Below are 15,160 nucleotides of genomic sequence, written 5' to 3'. Positions count from 1 at the left end.
AGGGACGCCGATGACCCAGCTGACCGAGATCGTGCTCGTGACCGGCATGACGGGCGCCGGCCGCGGCACGGCCGCGAAAGCTCTGGAGAAGCTCGGCTACTACGTCATCGACAACCTGCCGCCGGTGCTGCTGGAGTCGACCCTCGACACGATGGAGCAGGCGCCCGACATCGACCTGCTCGCCGTGGTCGTCGACGCGCGCTCGCGGTCGTTCTTCGACGCGCTCGACGGCGCGCTCGTGCGCCTTCGTCAGCGCGGCGTGCCGACCCGCGTGCTCTACCTCGAGGCGGCCGACGAGGTGCTCGTGCGTCGCCAGGAGGCTGCTCGCCGCCCGCATCCACTGAGCCTCGAGGGTCGCCTGATGGACGGCTTCACGAAGGAGCGCGAGCTGCTGCGGGGCGTGCGCGCCGGTGCTGACCTCGTCGTCGACACGACCTCGCTCAACGTGCACCAGCTCGGGCAGCGTCTGCGCGCGGCCTTCGGCGAGCCGGGCTCGCGGGGCCTGCGCGCCTCGGTCATGTCGTTCGGCTTCAAGTACGGCATCCCGATCGACGCCGACATGGTCGCCGACATGCGCTTCCTGCCCAATCCGTACTGGGACCCCGAGCTCCGCCCCATGAGCGGTCTCGACGCCCCGGTGCGCGACTTCGTGCGCGGCCAGCCGCGGGCCGAGGAGTTCCTCACCCAGTACGAGAACCTCATCTCCCTGCTGACCGACGGCTTCCTGCACGAGGACAAGCACTTCCTGACGCTCGCGATCGGGTGCACCGGCGGCCGGCACCGCTCGGTGGCGATGTCCGAGGCGTTCGCCGAGCGCCTGCGCGCCCACGGGGTCAGCACGCTGGTGGTGCACCGCGACCTGGGGCGCGAGTGACCCCGTCGTCGAGGCCGGACTCCCTGCGGGTCGCCGCGCTCGGGGGTGGTCACGGGCTCGCGGCCAGCCTCACGGCGCTGCGCCGCCTCACGCCCGATCTCACGGGCATCGTCACCGTGGCCGACAACGGTGGTTCCTCGGGCCGCCTGCGTGAGGAGTTCGGCATCCTGCCACCCGGCGACCTCCGGATGGCGCTGGCGGCGCTGAGCGGCGACGACGAGCACGGCCGCCGCTGGGCCAGCGTCCTGCAGCACCGGTTCGCCGGCCACGGACCGCTGGCGGGTCACGCGCTCGGCAACCTGCTGATCGCCGCGATCTGGGAGCGCCTGGGCGACACCGTCGCCGGGCTGGATCTCGTGGGGGAGCTGCTCGGCTCGCAGGGCCGGGTCCTCCCGATGGCCGCCGTGCCGCTGGACATCGAGGCCGACGTCCACCTCGTCTCGGCGCCCGACGGACTCACGGTCGTCCGCGGTCAGGCCGAGGTGGCCGCCGTCGACGGCCAGGTCGTGAGCGTGCGGCTGGACCCGCGTGACCCGCCGGCGTGCCCCGAGGCGGTCGACGCGGTGCGCGATGCCGACTGGGTCGTGGTGGGCCCCGGCTCGTGGTTCACGAGCGTCATGCCCACGCTCCTGGTGCCAGGTCTGCGCGACGCCCTGGTCACCACCCGGGCCCGCCGTGCCCTCGTGCTGAACCTGCGCGGCGATCGGGAGACCGCGGGCCTGAACGCCACCGATCATCTCGACGTCCTCGCGGCCCACGCGCCCGAGCTCGGCATCGACGTCGTCCTGGCCGACGCCAGCGTGGTCGACGACGCCGGTCACCTCGAGGCGATGGCGCGCCAGCTCGGCGCCCGTCTGGTGGTCGACGACGTCGCCCGTTCGCCCGGCAGCGACCAGCACGACCCCGCGCGGTTGGCGAAGGCCTTCAGCCGGTTTCTCACCCGGGCATAGAGTGTCCCGCATGGCGTTGACGGCACAAGTGAAGTCCGAGCTCGTGGCCACCAACGTGACGAAGGCGTGCTGTCGCAAGGCCGAGGTCGCGTCGATCCTGCGGTTCGCCGGGGGTCTGCACCTCGTGGCCGGCAAGGTCGTGATCGAGGCCGAGCTCGACAGCGGCGCCTCGGCGCGACGCCTGCGCAAGGACATCGGCGACATCTACGGCCACGCGAGCGAGATCGTCGTGATGCAGCCCAACGGGCTGCGCAAGAACACGACCTACGTCGTGCGCGTGAGCCAGGGCGGCGAGGCGCTGGCCCAGCAGACCGGCATCATCGACGGCGCCGGGCGCCCGATCCGGGGCCTTCCGCCGGCCGTCGTCGGCGGCAGCTCGTGCGACGCGGTCTCCGCGTGGCGGGGTGCGTTCCTCGCGCACGGATCGCTCACCGAACCCGGGCGGTCCTCGGCGCTGGAGATCAGCTGCCCCGGCCACGAGGCCGCGCTCGCGCTGGTCGGCGCGGCCCGGCGGCTCGGCATCCCCGCCAAGTCCAAGGAGGTCCGCGGCTTCGACCGCGTCGTGATCCGCGACGGCGAGGCCATCGGCGCGCTCCTGACCCGTCTCGGCGCTCACGAGACCCTGCTGGTCTGGGAGGAGCGACGCCTGCGGCGCGAGGTGCGAGCCACGGCCAACCGTCTCGCCAACTTCGACGACGCCAACCTGCGCCGCTCGGCGCGCGCTGCCGTCGCGGCCGGAGCCCGCGCCCAGCGAGCCCTGGAGATCCTCGGCGACGACGTGCCCGACCACCTCAAGCTCGCGGGCGTGCTGCGCGTCGAGCACCGGCAGGCGAGTCTCGAGGAGCTCGGCCAGCTGCACGAGCCGCCCCTCACGAAGGACGCGATCGCCGGGCGGATCCGGCGCCTGCTGGCGATGGCCGACAAGATCGCCGCCGAGCAGGGCATCCCCGACACCGAGGCGACCCTGGAGGACCTCCCGGAGGCGTGAGGCCATGACCGACGTCCTGGTCGCCCGGCTCCGTGCAGCCGGCTGCGTGTACGCCGAGGAGGAGGCGGCCCTGCTGGGCGCCGAGGCCGCGGGGGAGCGCCTGGAGGAGCTCGTCGCCCGTCGCGTCGCCGGGGAGCCGTTGGAGACCGTGCTCGGGTGGGCCGAGCTCGACGGTCTGCGCCTGCGCGTCGACCCCGGGTGCTTCGTGCCCCGCCTCCGTACGGTGCTCCTGGCGCGCCTGGCCCTCCGTGAGCGTCCGCGCACGCTCCTCGAGCTGTGCTGCGGCGTCGCGCCGATCGCCGCGCTCGTGGCCCGCGATCTCCCGGGGACCCGCGTGCACGCCGCGGACCTCGACCCCGTTCCGCTCGGCGCGGCCCGCGCCAACCTCGGCCCGCACGGCGCCGTCCACCACGGCGATCTCTACGCGGCCCTTCCGTCGCAGCTGCGAGGTCAGGTCGACGTCCTCGCGGTCAACGCCCCGTACGTCCCCTCCGAGGAGATCGCGCTGATGCCGCCCGAGGCGCGGCTGCACGAACCGCTCATCGCCCTCGACGGGGGACCGGACGGTCTCGACCTGCACCGCCGCGTGGCCGCCGGCGCGGGGGAGTGGCTCGGCCCCGGCGGCGTGCTGCTGATCGAGACCTCGGTGCGGCAGGCCCCCGTCACCGCGTCGATCTGCACGGCGGCCGGGCTGCGGGCCTCGGTCGTGCACGACGACGAGCTCGACGCGACGGCCGTGCGCGCCGTCGTTGCGGCGGGGGCCTGACCGCAGACGTCCACGAGTCGATAGGCTGGGCCCTGATCCAGGTCCACCCCAGCTTCAGGAGCATCTTGCCGTGACCGTTCGCGTTGGCATCAATGGCTTTGGCCGCATCGGCCGCAACTTCTTCCGCGCGGCGCGTGCCGCTGGCGGCGACATCGAGATCGTGGCCGTCAACGACCTCACCGACAACAAGACGCTCGCCACGCTGCTGAAGTACGACTCGATCCTCGGGCGCCTCGACGCCGACGTCTCGTACGACGACACCTCGATCACGGTCGGCGACCAGAAGATCGCGGCCTTCGCCGAGCGTGATCCCGCCAAGCTCGACTGGGCCAGCGTCGGCGTCGACATCGTCGTGGAGTCCACCGGCTTCTTCACCGACGCGACCAAGGCCAAGGCCCACGTCGAGGGCGGCGCGAAGAAGGTCATCATCTCGGCGCCGGCCAAGAACGAGGACATCACGATCGTGATGGGCGTCAACCACGAGCTCTACGACTCGGCCAAGCACACCGTGATCTCGAACGCCTCGTGCACCACGAACTGCCTGGCGCCGATGGCCAAGGCGCTCAACGACGCCCTCGGCATCGAGCGCGGCCTCATGACCACGATCCACGCGTACACGCAGGACCAGAACCTGCAGGACGCCCCGCACAGCGACCTGCGTCGCGCGCGCGCCGCGGCGATCAACATCGTGCCCACGTCCACGGGGGCCGCGAAGGCCGTGAGCCTCGTGCTGCCGGAGCTGGCCGGCAAGCTCGACGGCTACGCGCTGCGCGTCCCCGTGCCCACGGGCTCGGCCACCGACCTCACCTTCACCGCCAGCCGCGAGACCACGGTCGAGGAGGTCAACCAGATCATCAAGGACGCCTCCGAGGGCGCCATGAAGGGCTTCCTGACCTACACCGACGACCCGATCGTCTCCAGCGACATCGTGACCGACCCGGCCTCGAGCATCTTCGACTCGGGTCTGACCAAGGTCATCGGCGACCAGGTCAAGGTCGTCTCCTGGTACGACAACGAGTGGGGCTACTCCAACCGCCTGGTCGACCTGGTCACGCACGTCGGCGCCTCTCTCTGATCGTGCAGACGATCTCCGACCTCGGCGACCTGCGCGGCAAGCGGGTCCTGGTCCGCAGCGACCTCAACGTGCCGCTCGACGGCACGACCATCACCGACGACGGTCGTATCCGGGCGAGCCTGCCGACCCTGGAGCGCCTCGCCGACGCCGGCGCCAAGGTGCTCGTCACGGCCCACCTGGGCCGGCCGAAGGGCACCCCCGACCCGGCCTACTCGCTCAAGCCGGTCGCGCAGCGGCTCGGCGAGCTCTGGGGTCAGCCCGTGCTGTTCGCGGGCGACACGGTCGGCGACGAGGCGCAGCACATCGCCGCGGCCCTCGAGGACGGCCAGATCGCCGTGCTCGAGAACGTGCGGTTCAACGCCGGCGAGACGAGCAAAGACGATGCCGAGCGCGGCGCCTTCGCCGACCAGCTCGCGGCCCTGGCCGATGCGTTCGTCTCCGACGGCTTCGGGGTCGTCCACCGCAAGCAGGCCAGCGTGTACGACGTCGCGACCCGGCTCCCGGCCGCGGTCGGGGGACTCGTCCAGGCCGAGGTCGAGGTGCTGAAGCGCCTGACCGAGTCGCCCGAGCGCCCGTACGTCGTCGTGCTCGGCGGGTCCAAGGTCTCCGACAAGCTGGGTGTCATCGACAACCTGCTCGAAAAGGCCGATGCGTTGCTGATCGGCGGCGGGATGGTCTTCACCTTCCTGGCCGCCCAGGGCCACGGCGTCGGCTCGTCGCTCCTGGAGGAGGACCAGCTCGACGTCGCCAGGTCCTACATCGAGCGGGCGGCAGCCCAGGGGGTCGACCTGGTGCTGCCGACCGACATCGTGGTCGCTCCGGCGTTCGCGGCCGACGCCCCGGCCACGGTCGTCGCGGCCGACGCGATCCCGGACGACCAGATGGGTCTGGACATCGGACCGGAGTCGGCGACGGTGTTCGCCGATCGTGTCCGCGGCGCCCGCACCGTGTTCTGGAACGGCCCGATGGGCGTCTTCGAGTTCCCGGCCTTCGCCGGAGGCACCCGGGCGGTCGCCGAGGCGCTGACCCAGACCGACGGCCTGTCGGTCGTGGGCGGTGGTGACTCCGCCGCCGCGGTGCGCCAGCTGGGATTCGCCGACGACGCCTTCGGACACATCTCGACCGGGGGTGGCGCGAGCCTGGAGTATCTCGAGGGCAAGACCCTGCCGGGTCTGGCCATCCTGGAGGAGAGCAGCGAATGACCACGACCCGCACGCCGCTGATGGCCGGCAACTGGAAGAGCAACCTGAACCACCAGGAGGCCGTCGTCCTGGTGCAGAAGCTCGCCTGGACGCTGCAGGACAAGAAGCATGACTTCGAGGCGACCGAGGTCGTCGTGATCCCGCCGTTCACCGACATCCGGAGCGTGCAGACGCTGGTCGACGGTGACCACCTGTCGATCCGGTACGGCGCCCAGGACGTCTCCGAGCACGATGGCGGCGCCTACACCGGCGAGATCTCGGCGGCGATGCTCGCCAAGCTCGGCTGCTCCTACGTCGTCGTGGGCCACTCCGAGCGCCGCGAGCACCACGGCGAGACCGACGAGGTCGTCAACACCAAGGCGGGCAAGGCCATCGCGGCCGACATCACCCCGATCGTGTGCGTCGGGGAAGGTCTCGAGGTGCGCCGCTCCGGTGAGCACGTCGCCCACACCCTCGCGCAGGTCGACGGCTCGCTGGCCGGCCTGTCGGCCGACCAGGTCGGTGATCTGGTCGTGGCCTACGAGCCCGTCTGGGCGATCGGCACCGGCGAGGTCGCCACTCCTGAGGACGCCCAGGAGGTGTGCGCGGCCATCCGGTCCCGGGTTGCCGAGACCTTCTCGTCCGACGCGGCCGATCGGTTGCGTATCCTGTACGGCGGATCGGTCAAGGCGGCCAACGTCGCGTCGATCATGGCTCAGCCCGACGTGGACGGGGCCCTGGTCGGTGGGGCGAGCCTGCAGGCCGAGGAGTTCGCGGGCATCGCGCGCTTCTCGCACCTGCCGGACGTCTCCGGCGCCTGATCCGCACCCCTCACTCCCCGCAACCGGAAGCCTCCCCGTGATCATCCTCTTCTCGACCGTGCTGACGATCTGCAGCCTGCTGCTGGTCCTGCTCGTGCTCATGCACAAGGGCCGGGGCGGCGGCCTCTCCGACATGTTCGGAGGAGGCGTCTCGAGCAACTTGGGCGGTTCGTCCGTCGCCGAGCGCAACCTCGACCGCATCACGGTCGGTATCGCCGTCGTGTGGTTCGTGTCCGCCATGGCGCTGGGCCTTCTGCTGAAGGTGAGCAACTGATGGCGGCCGGCGCGATCCGGGGCAGCCGGATCGGCTCAGGCCCCATGGGCGAGGCGGAGCGCGGCGAGGCCGCTCCCCGCCAGCGCATCCTCTACTTCTGCGCCAACGACCACGAGACGTCCCTGATGTTCTCGATCGAGGCGGAGGTCCCGGAGTCCTGGGACTGCCCCCGCTGCGGGCTTCCGGCGAGCGTGGATGCCGAGAACCGGCCCACGGCCAAGAAGACCGAGCCGTACAAGACGCACCTGGCCTACGTGAAGGAACGGCGCACCGACGACGAGGCGAAGCAGATCCTCGAGGAGGCGCTCGACCTCCTGCGCACGCGTCGCAAGTCCGGCGACCTGATCTTCTAGAGCAGCGACGCGGCGGCCGGATCCAGGAACCAGCGGGTCTCGACCCGGCCGGCGACGCCGCGCGCGGGGGTCGCGTGCACCGTGCCCTCGGGGGCGAGCGCTCGCGCCACGGCCTCGGCCTTGCCCTCGCCGGAGGCGACGAACCACACCGCGTCGGTCGCGTTGAGCGCCGGGAAGGTCAGCGAGATCCGTTCGGCCGGCGGCTTGGGGGAGCCGAACACCTCGGCCACGCGGCGGTCGCGTTCGTCGAGCTGGGCGAAGCCCGGGAAGAGTGAGGCGACGTGCCCGTCCGGGCCGAGGCCCAGCAGGACGAGGTCGAACGACTCCGGCAGCGTGGCCGCGTACTCGTCGGCCGCCTCCGCGAGGCTCTGGTCGCAGCCGTGCGCAGGCATCGTGTGCACGCGGCTGGCCGGCACGCCGAGCCGGTCGAGGAAGGCCTCGCGCGCCTGGTGGTCGTTGCGGTCCTGGTGGCCGGCGGGCACGAATCGTTCGTCGCCCCACCAGAGGTCGACCCGCGACCAGTCGACGCGGGGACTGGCGCCGAGCCGGGCGTAGGTCTGGTTGGCGATCGTGCCTCCGGTCAGCGCGACGCGGGGGGAACCGCCACCAGCCTGGAGCTCGGCGAGACGGTCCTCGATCGCGGTCGCGAGGACTGCCGCCGGATCCTCGACGACGTCGAGCTCGGTCATGCCAACACCCGACGCAGGCGCTCCAGGCCCGCGGCCCGGTCGGTGAGGTGGAGCCGGAGCACGGGGCGTCCGCGCTCGGTGAGCACCTGCCCGTCACCCACGGCCTGGGCCGCGATGAAGTCGCCGAAGCTGAAGTCGCGACCGGGCACCGCCAGGTCGGGGTCGGGCGCCGCCGTGACCTGCAGGAACACGCCGGTGGGCGTGCCACCCTTGTGGTACTGCCCGGTCGAGTGCAGGAAGCGCGGACCCCATCCGAACGTGACCGGACGGCCGAGCCGTTCGCTCAGCGGTGCCCGCAGACCGGCGAGATCGGCGTGGGTCCAGCGGTCGAGGTAGACCTGCAGGGCGAGGTAGTTCAGGGGGCCCTCGACGTGGCCCAGGAGCTCGGCCACCGCCTCCTCGACCGTCGTGGCGGTGGTGCCGAACAGCTCGATGTCGCCATCGACCGCATCGGGTGCCGGGAGCTCGACGTCGCCGCCGAGGAAGCCGCGTGCGGCCTTCTTGGCGCTCTCGACGTCCGGCTGGTCGAACGGGTTGATGTCGATGATCTCGCCGGCCACGGTCGTCGCGACCTCCCACAGGAGCATCTGGGCGCCGAGCGGGAGGTCGACCGCAGCGGCGTAGCCCGAGGGGGCCTCCGGGACGTCGGTCGCGCCGATCGCGACGACGACGCAGTCGGGGGTCACGGCGCCGAGGGCGTCCGGGGTCGTGACGACGGGCAGGATCCCGCGCCCGTGCTTGCCGGTCGACTCCGCGACGAGCTGCTCGATCCAGTTGCCGACGCCCGTGCCGGTGTGGTCGACCAGCACGAGCTTGTCGACGTCGTTGTCGGCGGCCACGCCGAGGAGGACTCCGAGCCGTAGGGCGAGGTTCTCGACCGAGTCGGCCAGGTAGTCGTCGTGGACCTGCGCGGCCTGCTCGAGCAGACCCGCGAGCGGCACGCCGGCGAGCCCGCACGGGACGAGTCCGAACGCCGTGAGGGCGGAGTACCGCCCGCCGACCTGCGGATCGGCCCGGAAGACCCGGTACCCGGCGGCCGTGGCGTACTCGTCGAGCGGGGACGAGGGGTCGGTCACGACGACGATGTGGTCCTTGGCGAGCAGACCGGCGTCCTCGTAGGCCTGCTCGAACGTACGACGCTGGCTGTCGGTCTCGACCGTGCCGCCGGACTTGCTGGCGACGACCACGACCGCCGACTCCAGGCGGTCTCCGACGGCGGCACGCACCATGTCGGGGTCGGACGAGTCCAGGACGGTCAGCTCGACCCCGGCCGTGGCGCAGATGACCTCGGGTGCGAGCGACGACCCGCCCATGCCGCACAGCACGACGTGCTCAAGACCGGCGTGTCGCAGGTCGTCACGCGCCGCGGCGATGCGGGGCAGGAGCGGCCGGGAGGTCTTGGCCAGGTCGACCCAGGCGAGCCGCTTGGCCGCCTCCTCCTCGGCGCCGCGTCCCCAGAGCGTGTGGTCGCGAGCGGCCAGGCGGGTGGCGAACCGCTCGTCGACCAGGCGCCGCAGGACGCTCTCGTAGGAGCGGACGGGAGCCGAGACCTCGACGCCGCTCATCATCAGGCCTTGGCCAGCGCGTCGGTCACGGTCTGGACGAGCTCGGCCCACGAGTCGTCGAACTTCTGCAGTCCCTCGTCCTCGAGCTTGGCGACGACCTCGTCGTAGGAGATGCCGGCCCTCTCGAGCTCGTCGATGATCTGCTGCGACTCGGCGGCCGTGCCGGTGACGGTGTCGCCGGTGACCTCGCCGTGGTCGGCGAAGGCCTGGAGCGTCTTCTCCGGAGCGGTGTTGACGGTGCCGGCGACCACGAGCTCGGTCAGGTAGAGCGTGTCGGGCAGATCAGGGTCCTTGACGCCGGTGGACGCCCAGAGCGGGCGCTGCGGATGGGCGCCCGCGGCCGCCAGCGACGCGAAGCGGTCGCTGGCGAAGACCTCCTGGTAGGCCGCGTAGGCCAGCCGCGCGTTGGCCAGGGCGGCCTTGCTGCGCAGCGGGCTGTCCTTCGGCAGACGGCCGTCGACCTCGGAGTCGACCCGGCTGACGAAGAACGAGGCGACCGAGTGGATCGTCGACAGGTCGCGCCCCTCGGCGGCGGCCTGCTCCAGGCCGTACAGGTAGGCGTCCATGACGCCGCGATAGCGCTCCAGGGCGAAGATCAGCGTGACGTTGACGCTGATGCCCTTCGAGATCGCGGCCGCGATGGCCGGCAGGCCCTCCTCGGTGGCCGGGATCTTGATCAGCAGATTCGGACGGTCGACGCGGGCCCAGAGGCGCTCGGCGATCGAGACCGTCGCGTCGGTGTCGCGGGCGGCACCGGGATCGACCTCGATCGAGACGCGACCGTCGACGCCGCCGGTGGCCTCGTAGACCGGCAGCATGACGTCGCAGGCCTGCTGGACGTCGGTCGTGGTGAGCTCGAAGATCGCCTCGTCGACGTCAGCACCGGCGGCCTTGAGCTGCCCGACCTGCTCGGCATAGCGCTCACCGTCGGCGAGCGCCGCCGCAAAGATCGTGGGATTGGTCGTGACACCGACGATCGAGCTCTCGTCGACGAGCGTCTTGAGGTTGCCGGACGCCAGGCGTTCGCGGGAGAGGTCGTCGAGCCAGATCGAGACTCCGGCGTCGCTGAGGGCCTTCAGTCGTGCGTTCATGGTGCTCCTAAGGGGTGGAGTCGAACGGGTCAGTGGGAGGTGTCGGGCAGGACGGGGCCAGACGGTCGCGCGAAGAAGGGGACATCGCCGGTGTGGCCGGCCGCGGCGATCGACTCCCGCGCCGCGGACACGACGGCGTCGGCGGTGATGCCGAACTCTTCGTAGAGACGCTGGAAGTCGGCCGAGGCGCCGAAGTGCTCCAGGCCGACGATGCGTCCGGCATCGCCGACGACGTCGCGCCAGCCGAAGGACACACCGGCCTCGACGACGACCCGGGCGCGCAGCGCGGGCGGGATGACGCTGTCGCGGTACGCGGCGTCCTGCGCCTCGAACCACTCGCGCGAGGGCATCGAGACGACGCGCGCGCCGATCCCGTCGGCTGCGAGCCGCTCGCGGGCGGCGACGGCCAGCTGGACCTCGGATCCGGTCGCGACCAGCACGACGTCGGGCTCGCCGTTCTCGGCGTCGACGAGCGTGTAGGCGCCCTTGGCCGTGAGCGAGGCGTCGGCCCACTCGCCCCCGCGCGGGAACACCGGCAGGTTCTGCCGGCTCAGCGCCAGGGCGGCCGGGGCCTGGTGCTCCAGGATCGTGCGCCAGGCGGCCACGGTCTCGTTGGCGTCGGCCGGCCGGATCACCGCGAGGCCGGGGATGGCGCGCAGTGCGGCCAGGTGCTCGACCGGCTGGTGCGTGGGGCCGTCCTCGCCAAGCCCGATCGAGTCGTGGGTCCACACGTACGTGACCGGCAGCTGCTGCAGGGCGGCCAGGCGGACGGCCGGGCGCATGTAGTCGCTGAACACCAGGAACGTGCCGCCGTAGGGGCGCGTGGGGCCGTGCTGCACGATGCCGTTGAGGATCGCGCCCATCGCGTGCTCGCGGATGCCGAAGTGCAGCACCCGGCCGTACCAGTCGCCGGAGAACTTGTCGGTCGAGCGGCGTGGGGGCAGGAACGACGGCTCGCCCTTCGGCGTGGTGTTGTTCGAGCCCGCCAGGTCGGCCGAGCCGCCCCACAGCTCGGGCAGGCGCGGCGCGGCCGCCGTCAGGAACTCGCCCGACGCGACGCGGGTGGCCAGTCCCTTCTCGGACGCCTCGTAGCTGGGCAGGTCGACGTCCCAGCCTGACGGGAGCGTGTGGGACTTCAGACGGTGCAGCAGCTCGTCGCGCTCGGGGTTGGCGGCCTTCCAGGCCGCGTACTGCTCGTCCCAGGCGGCGCCGGCCGCGGCACCGCGGTCGCGGGCCTGGTGCACGTGGGCCAGGACGTCGTCCTCGACGACGAACGACTCGTCGGTGGGGAAGCCCAGCAGCTCCTTGGTGGCCGCGATCTCCTCGGCGCCGAGAGCGGAGCCGTGCGAGGCCCCGGTGTTCTGCGCGTTCGGGGCGGGCCAGGCGATGATCGTGCGCAGCACGATGATGCTGGGGCGCGAGGTGTCGGCCTTGGCGGCCTGGATCGCGTCCCAGAGCGCGGGCACGTCCTCGTGATAGCTGCCGCCCCCGGTCCAGTCGACCGTCTGGACGTGCCAGCCGTAGGCCGCGTAGCGGGCGGCGACGTCCTCGCTGAACGCGACGTCGGTGTCGTCCTCGATCGAGATGCTGTTGTCGTCGTAGATCAGCGTCAGGTTGCCGAGCTCCTGGTGGCCGGCGAGCGAGGACGCCTCGGCCGAGACGCCCTCCTGCAGGTCGCCGTCGGAGGCGAGCACGTAGACGTGGTGGTCGAAGGGGCTCTCGCCGGCGGCAGCCTCGGGGTCGAGCAGGCCGCGCTCGCGGCGAGCGGCCATCGCGAAGCCGACCCCGTTGGCGATGCCCTGCCCGAGGGGGCCGGTCGTGACCTCGATGCCGGGGGTGTGCTGGTACTCCGGGTGCCCCGGCGTCTGGCTGCCCCACGTGCGCAGGCTCTTGAGGTCGTCCAGCGTCATGGGGTACCCGGCGAGGTACAGCTGGACGTACTGCGTGAGGCTCGAGTGACCGCACGACAGGATGAACCGGTCACGCCCGATCCAGTACGGATCGTTCGGGTCGTGACGCATGACCTTCTGGTACAGCAGGTACGCGGCGGGGGCGAGGCTCATCGCCGTGCCGGGGTGTCCGTTGCCGACCTTCTGGACCGCGTCGGCGGCCAGCAGCCGGGCGGTGTCGACCGCGCGGGCATCGAGATCGGACCAGTCGAGCGGGACGCTGTCACGGGCAGGGGCAGAGGTCACGAAAAAGCTCCTCGAGAAGGCGGACACTGGGTCGACCGGTGGTGGACGACGCCGTCACGTCGAGCCTACTGCCGGTGGCTTAGACTGTCGCGCGTGAGTCTCGTCGATGCCGAACTGCCGCGGTCGTCCCCTGCCGATCGCCCGTCCGCGCGTGACGTCGTGGGTGCGTACGTCGCGCTGATGAAGCCCCGCATCATCGAGCTCCTGCTGCTCACGACGGTGCCGGTCATGTTCCTCGCGGCGCGCGCCGTGCCCGATCTGTGGCTCGTCGTCGCGACTGTCGTCGGTGGGACGCTCTCGGCCGGCAGCGCCAATGCGCTCAACTGCGTCGTCGACGCCGACATCGACCAGAAGATGAACCGCACCAAGCGGCGCCCCCTGCCGCGCCACCAGGTCACGACCGACCGGGCGCTGGTGTTCGGGCTCGTGCTGGGCGTCGTCTCGACGCTGTGGCTGGGCTTCTTCGTCAACTGGCTCTCGGCCGGCCTCGCGCTGACGGCCAACGTCTTCTACGTCGTCGGCTACACGATGCTGCTCAAGCGTCGGACCTCGCAGAACATCGTGTGGGGTGGGGCCGCGGGCTGCTTCCCGGCGATGATCGGCTGGACGGCGGTCACGAACGAGCTGGCGTGGACCCCGGTCGTGCTGTTCCTGATCGTGTTCTTCTGGACGCCGCCGCACTTCTGGTCGCTCGGCATGCGCTACCGCGACGACTACGCCGCAGCCGACGTCCCGATGCTCCCGTCGGTCACGACCTCGCGCGACGTCGCCCGTCAGATCGTGGCGTACTCCTGGGTCATGCTGGCGACCTCGCTGGCGCTGTGGCCCGTGGCCGGCATGGGCTGGTTCTACCCGGCCACCGCGATCGGGCTGGGCATCGTGTTCCTGGTCGAGGCCTACGACCTGCAGAGCCGCGCCCGCGAGACCGAGGACCTGAGCATCATCAAGCCGATGCGCCTGTTCCACTTCAGCAACGCCTATCTGGCGCTGCTGTTCGTGGCGGCCGCGGTCGACCCGTTCATCGGCTGACCCGAGCCCGTGATCCCGGGCGAGTGGGTGCCGTCGCGCCGAAGCGGTGACGGCGAGACGATCGGGTACCTGGAGATGGTGGGCGACGACGTCGTGCCGCGGGGGCTGGTCGGGAACGCACTCGGGGGTCCCCTCGACGACTGGGACGCGGCCGAGCAGGTCATCGCCGACGTCGCGATGCGCCAGCTGGGCGAGCGGTGGGTGTTCACGACCGACTAGGGTCACGAGCTCCCGGTCGTCGTCCTGGAGATCGACCCGGCGCGTGTCGTCGTCGGCGAGGCCGACTTCGGCCAGGTCGTCGGGCGTCCGGCGGAGGACGGCTGGCGGATCGAGGTCGAGGTGCCGACCGACCGCCTGCGTCCGGCCTGATCGGCCCTCAGGCCGTGACGCTCCCGGCCCGCTGACGGGCCGGCTCGACCGTGCGGACGTCGACCGCCCGCACCAGCACCCAGGTGACGGTGGCCATCAGGACCGCCGCGCCAACCAGGTGCGCGGCGACCAGGGCGATCGGCAGGTCGTTGACGTACTGCACGTAGCCGATGAGGCCCTGCGCGAGCTCGACGCCGAGCAGGACGGCGACCGGGACGACCAGTCGAGTGCGGCGCACGACGATCAGCAGCGCCACGGTGACCGCGACCAGGGCCCAGACCGAGAGCGCGTGGATGCGGCTCCACATCTCGGGGTCGAACCCGTTGCGCTCGGTCGAGGCGTCGCCGGCGTGCGGGCCGCTGCCGGTCACGATCGTGCCGAGGACCACGGCGGCCCAGGCGATCACGTACGCCAGGGCGGCGAGCCGGCGTCCCGGCGGGTGCTCGGTGGGTTCGGGGTGCTGGGTCACGCGGTGGAGCAGGAGCACCGATCCGGAGACCAGGGCCATCGAGACGAGCAGGTGGGCCGAGACGATCCAGGGGTTGAGCCCGGTCAGGACCGTGATGCCGCCGAGGACCGCCTGGGCGGGGATTCCGAGGGCCAGCGCCGTGGCCAGACGCCGCACGCGGCGGTTCGTCCCGCTCCATCGCCAGACCGCGACGAACGTGCCGATCGCGACGACGACCAGGACGTAGGTCAGCAGCCGGTTGCCGAACTCGATTGCGCCGTGGATGCCGAGCGAGCTGTGCGGGACGAAGGACTCCTCGGTGCACCGCGGCCACTCCGGGCAGCCGAGGCCCGAGCCCGTGAGTCGGACGACGCCGCCGGTGAAGATGATGACCGAGTTGGCGACCACGGACGCCCACGCCCATCGCGCGACGGGGTCGAAGAGGCGCAGGAAGGCGGTGCGGACGCGTTCCGGAAGGGTCTGGGGCATCGA

The 15,160-nt window shown here is 71.8% G+C and carries 16 protein-coding genes; 11 read left to right on the top strand and 5 right to left on the bottom strand.

Annotated elements, in window-relative coordinates; all coding sequences use genetic code 11:
- Positions 1 to 10: 10 nt before the first annotated feature.
- From rapZ to KAG51_RS04845, 9 genes are all read left to right on the top strand, one after another.
- Positions 11 to 874 (top strand): RNase adapter RapZ, encoded by an 864-nt coding sequence (gene rapZ / locus KAG51_RS04885; RefSeq protein WP_290581190.1) that lies wholly within the window; start codon positions 11 to 13, stop codon positions 872 to 874.
- Positions 871 to 1,824 carry a uridine diphosphate-N-acetylglucosamine-binding protein YvcK gene (gene yvcK / locus KAG51_RS04880; protein WP_290581188.1) on the top strand — a complete coding sequence of 318 codons (954 nt, stop codon included), beginning with the start codon at positions 871 to 873 and terminating at the stop codon, positions 1,822 to 1,824. The genes rapZ and yvcK overlap by 4 nt, the downstream gene beginning before the upstream one ends.
- Before the next feature lie 10 nt (positions 1,825 to 1,834).
- Positions 1,835 to 2,812, top strand: a complete 978-nt coding sequence (gene whiA, locus KAG51_RS04875; RefSeq protein ID WP_290581186.1) for a DNA-binding protein WhiA — start codon at positions 1,835 to 1,837, stop codon at positions 2,810 to 2,812.
- 4 nt (positions 2,813 to 2,816) lie between these two features.
- The gene (locus KAG51_RS04870) at positions 2,817 to 3,578 is read left to right on the top strand and encodes a putative protein N(5)-glutamine methyltransferase (RefSeq protein WP_290581184.1); all 762 of its coding nucleotides are present in this window, start codon (positions 2,817 to 2,819) and stop codon (positions 3,576 to 3,578) included.
- 70 nt (positions 3,579 to 3,648) lie between these two features.
- Positions 3,649 to 4,653: a type I glyceraldehyde-3-phosphate dehydrogenase gene (gap, locus tag KAG51_RS04865; RefSeq protein WP_290581182.1), complete on the top strand. Its 1,005-nt coding sequence runs from the start codon at positions 3,649 to 3,651 to the stop codon at positions 4,651 to 4,653.
- Positions 4,654 to 4,655: 2 nt separating this feature from the next.
- Entirely contained in the window at positions 4,656 to 5,855 is a 1,200-nt protein-coding gene (locus KAG51_RS04860; protein ID WP_290581180.1) for a phosphoglycerate kinase, read from the top strand.
- Positions 5,852 to 6,655 (top strand): triose-phosphate isomerase, encoded by an 804-nt coding sequence (gene tpiA, locus KAG51_RS04855; protein ID WP_290581178.1) that lies wholly within the window; start codon positions 5,852 to 5,854, stop codon positions 6,653 to 6,655. The genes KAG51_RS04860 and tpiA overlap by 4 nt, the downstream gene beginning before the upstream one ends.
- 37 nt (positions 6,656 to 6,692) lie before the next feature.
- The gene (gene secG / locus KAG51_RS04850) at positions 6,693 to 6,929 is read left to right on the top strand and encodes a preprotein translocase subunit SecG (protein ID WP_290581176.1); all 237 of its coding nucleotides are present in this window, start codon (positions 6,693 to 6,695) and stop codon (positions 6,927 to 6,929) included.
- The gene (locus tag KAG51_RS04845; protein WP_290581174.1) at positions 6,929 to 7,282 is read left to right on the top strand and encodes an RNA polymerase-binding protein RbpA; all 354 of its coding nucleotides are present in this window, start codon (positions 6,929 to 6,931) and stop codon (positions 7,280 to 7,282) included. Before secG ends, KAG51_RS04845 begins: the two co-directional genes overlap by 1 nt.
- On the opposite strand, the gene pgl is transcribed toward KAG51_RS04845, so the two are convergent.
- The 4 genes from pgl to tkt are packed head-to-tail and all read right to left on the bottom strand — an operon-like array spanning position 7,279 to position 12,822.
- Positions 7,279 to 7,971 carry a 6-phosphogluconolactonase gene (pgl, locus tag KAG51_RS04840; protein WP_290581172.1) on the bottom strand — a complete coding sequence of 231 codons (693 nt, stop codon included), beginning with the start codon at positions 7,969 to 7,971 and terminating at the stop codon, positions 7,279 to 7,281. The genes KAG51_RS04845 and pgl overlap by 4 nt on opposite strands.
- Positions 7,968 to 9,536 carry a glucose-6-phosphate isomerase gene (locus tag KAG51_RS04835; protein ID WP_290581170.1) on the bottom strand — a complete coding sequence of 523 codons (1,569 nt, stop codon included), beginning with the start codon at positions 9,534 to 9,536 and terminating at the stop codon, positions 7,968 to 7,970. The genes pgl and KAG51_RS04835 overlap by 4 nt, the downstream gene beginning before the upstream one ends.
- A gap of 2 nt (positions 9,537 to 9,538) precedes the next feature.
- Positions 9,539 to 10,627, bottom strand: coding sequence for a transaldolase (gene tal, locus KAG51_RS04830; protein WP_290581168.1), 1,089 nt, complete (start codon positions 10,625 to 10,627; stop codon positions 9,539 to 9,541).
- Between the two features lie 29 nt (positions 10,628 to 10,656).
- Positions 10,657 to 12,822: a transketolase gene (gene tkt, locus KAG51_RS04825; RefSeq protein ID WP_290581166.1), complete on the bottom strand. Its 2,166-nt coding sequence runs from the start codon at positions 12,820 to 12,822 to the stop codon at positions 10,657 to 10,659.
- A gap of 93 nt (positions 12,823 to 12,915) precedes the next feature.
- Here tkt and KAG51_RS04820 point away from each other — a divergent pair, with 93 nt between their 5' ends.
- Entirely contained in the window at positions 12,916 to 13,851 is a 936-nt protein-coding gene (locus KAG51_RS04820) for a heme o synthase (protein WP_290581164.1), read from the top strand.
- A gap of 9 nt (positions 13,852 to 13,860) precedes the next feature.
- Positions 13,861 to 14,070, top strand: a complete 210-nt coding sequence (locus tag KAG51_RS04815; protein WP_290581162.1) for a hypothetical protein — start codon at positions 13,861 to 13,863, stop codon at positions 14,068 to 14,070.
- 157 nt (positions 14,071 to 14,227) lie between these two features.
- Here the strand turns inward: KAG51_RS04815 and KAG51_RS04810 are convergent, their stop codons facing one another.
- A complete protein-coding gene (locus KAG51_RS04810; RefSeq protein WP_290581160.1) occupies positions 14,228 to 15,157 on the bottom strand; it encodes a COX15/CtaA family protein in 930 nt (309 codons plus the stop codon).
- Between the last annotated feature and the right edge of the window lie 3 nt (positions 15,158 to 15,160).

This window comes from Aeromicrobium sp. (genome assembly GCF_023146395.1).
Taxonomy (GTDB): Bacteria; Actinomycetota; Actinomycetes; order Propionibacteriales; family Nocardioidaceae; genus Aeromicrobium.
Note: the sequence above shows the minus strand (reverse complement) of the source record. Positions and strands in the feature narration are given on the sequence as shown.

Coding starts and splice junctions, on each gene's coding strand:
- rapZ (WP_290581190.1), top strand. CDS start 11: ATGACCCAGCTGACCGAGATCGTGCTCGTGACCGGCATGACGGGCGCC.
- whiA (WP_290581186.1), top strand. CDS start 1,835: ATGGCGTTGACGGCACAAGTGAAGTCCGAGCTCGTGGCCACCAACGTG.
- KAG51_RS04870 (WP_290581184.1), top strand. CDS start 2,817: ATGACCGACGTCCTGGTCGCCCGGCTCCGTGCAGCCGGCTGCGTGTAC.
- tpiA (WP_290581178.1), top strand. CDS start 5,852: ATGACCACGACCCGCACGCCGCTGATGGCCGGCAACTGGAAGAGCAAC.
- KAG51_RS04845 (WP_290581174.1), top strand. CDS start 6,929: ATGGCGGCCGGCGCGATCCGGGGCAGCCGGATCGGCTCAGGCCCCATG.
- pgl (WP_290581172.1), bottom strand. CDS start 7,971: ATGACCGAGCTCGACGTCGTCGAGGATCCGGCGGCAGTCCTCGCGACC.
- KAG51_RS04835 (WP_290581170.1), bottom strand. CDS start 9,536: ATGAGCGGCGTCGAGGTCTCGGCTCCCGTCCGCTCCTACGAGAGCGTC.
- tal (WP_290581168.1), bottom strand. CDS start 10,627: ATGAACGCACGACTGAAGGCCCTCAGCGACGCCGGAGTCTCGATCTGG.
- KAG51_RS04810 (WP_290581160.1), bottom strand. CDS start 15,157: ATGCCCCAGACCCTTCCGGAACGCGTCCGCACCGCCTTCCTGCGCCTC.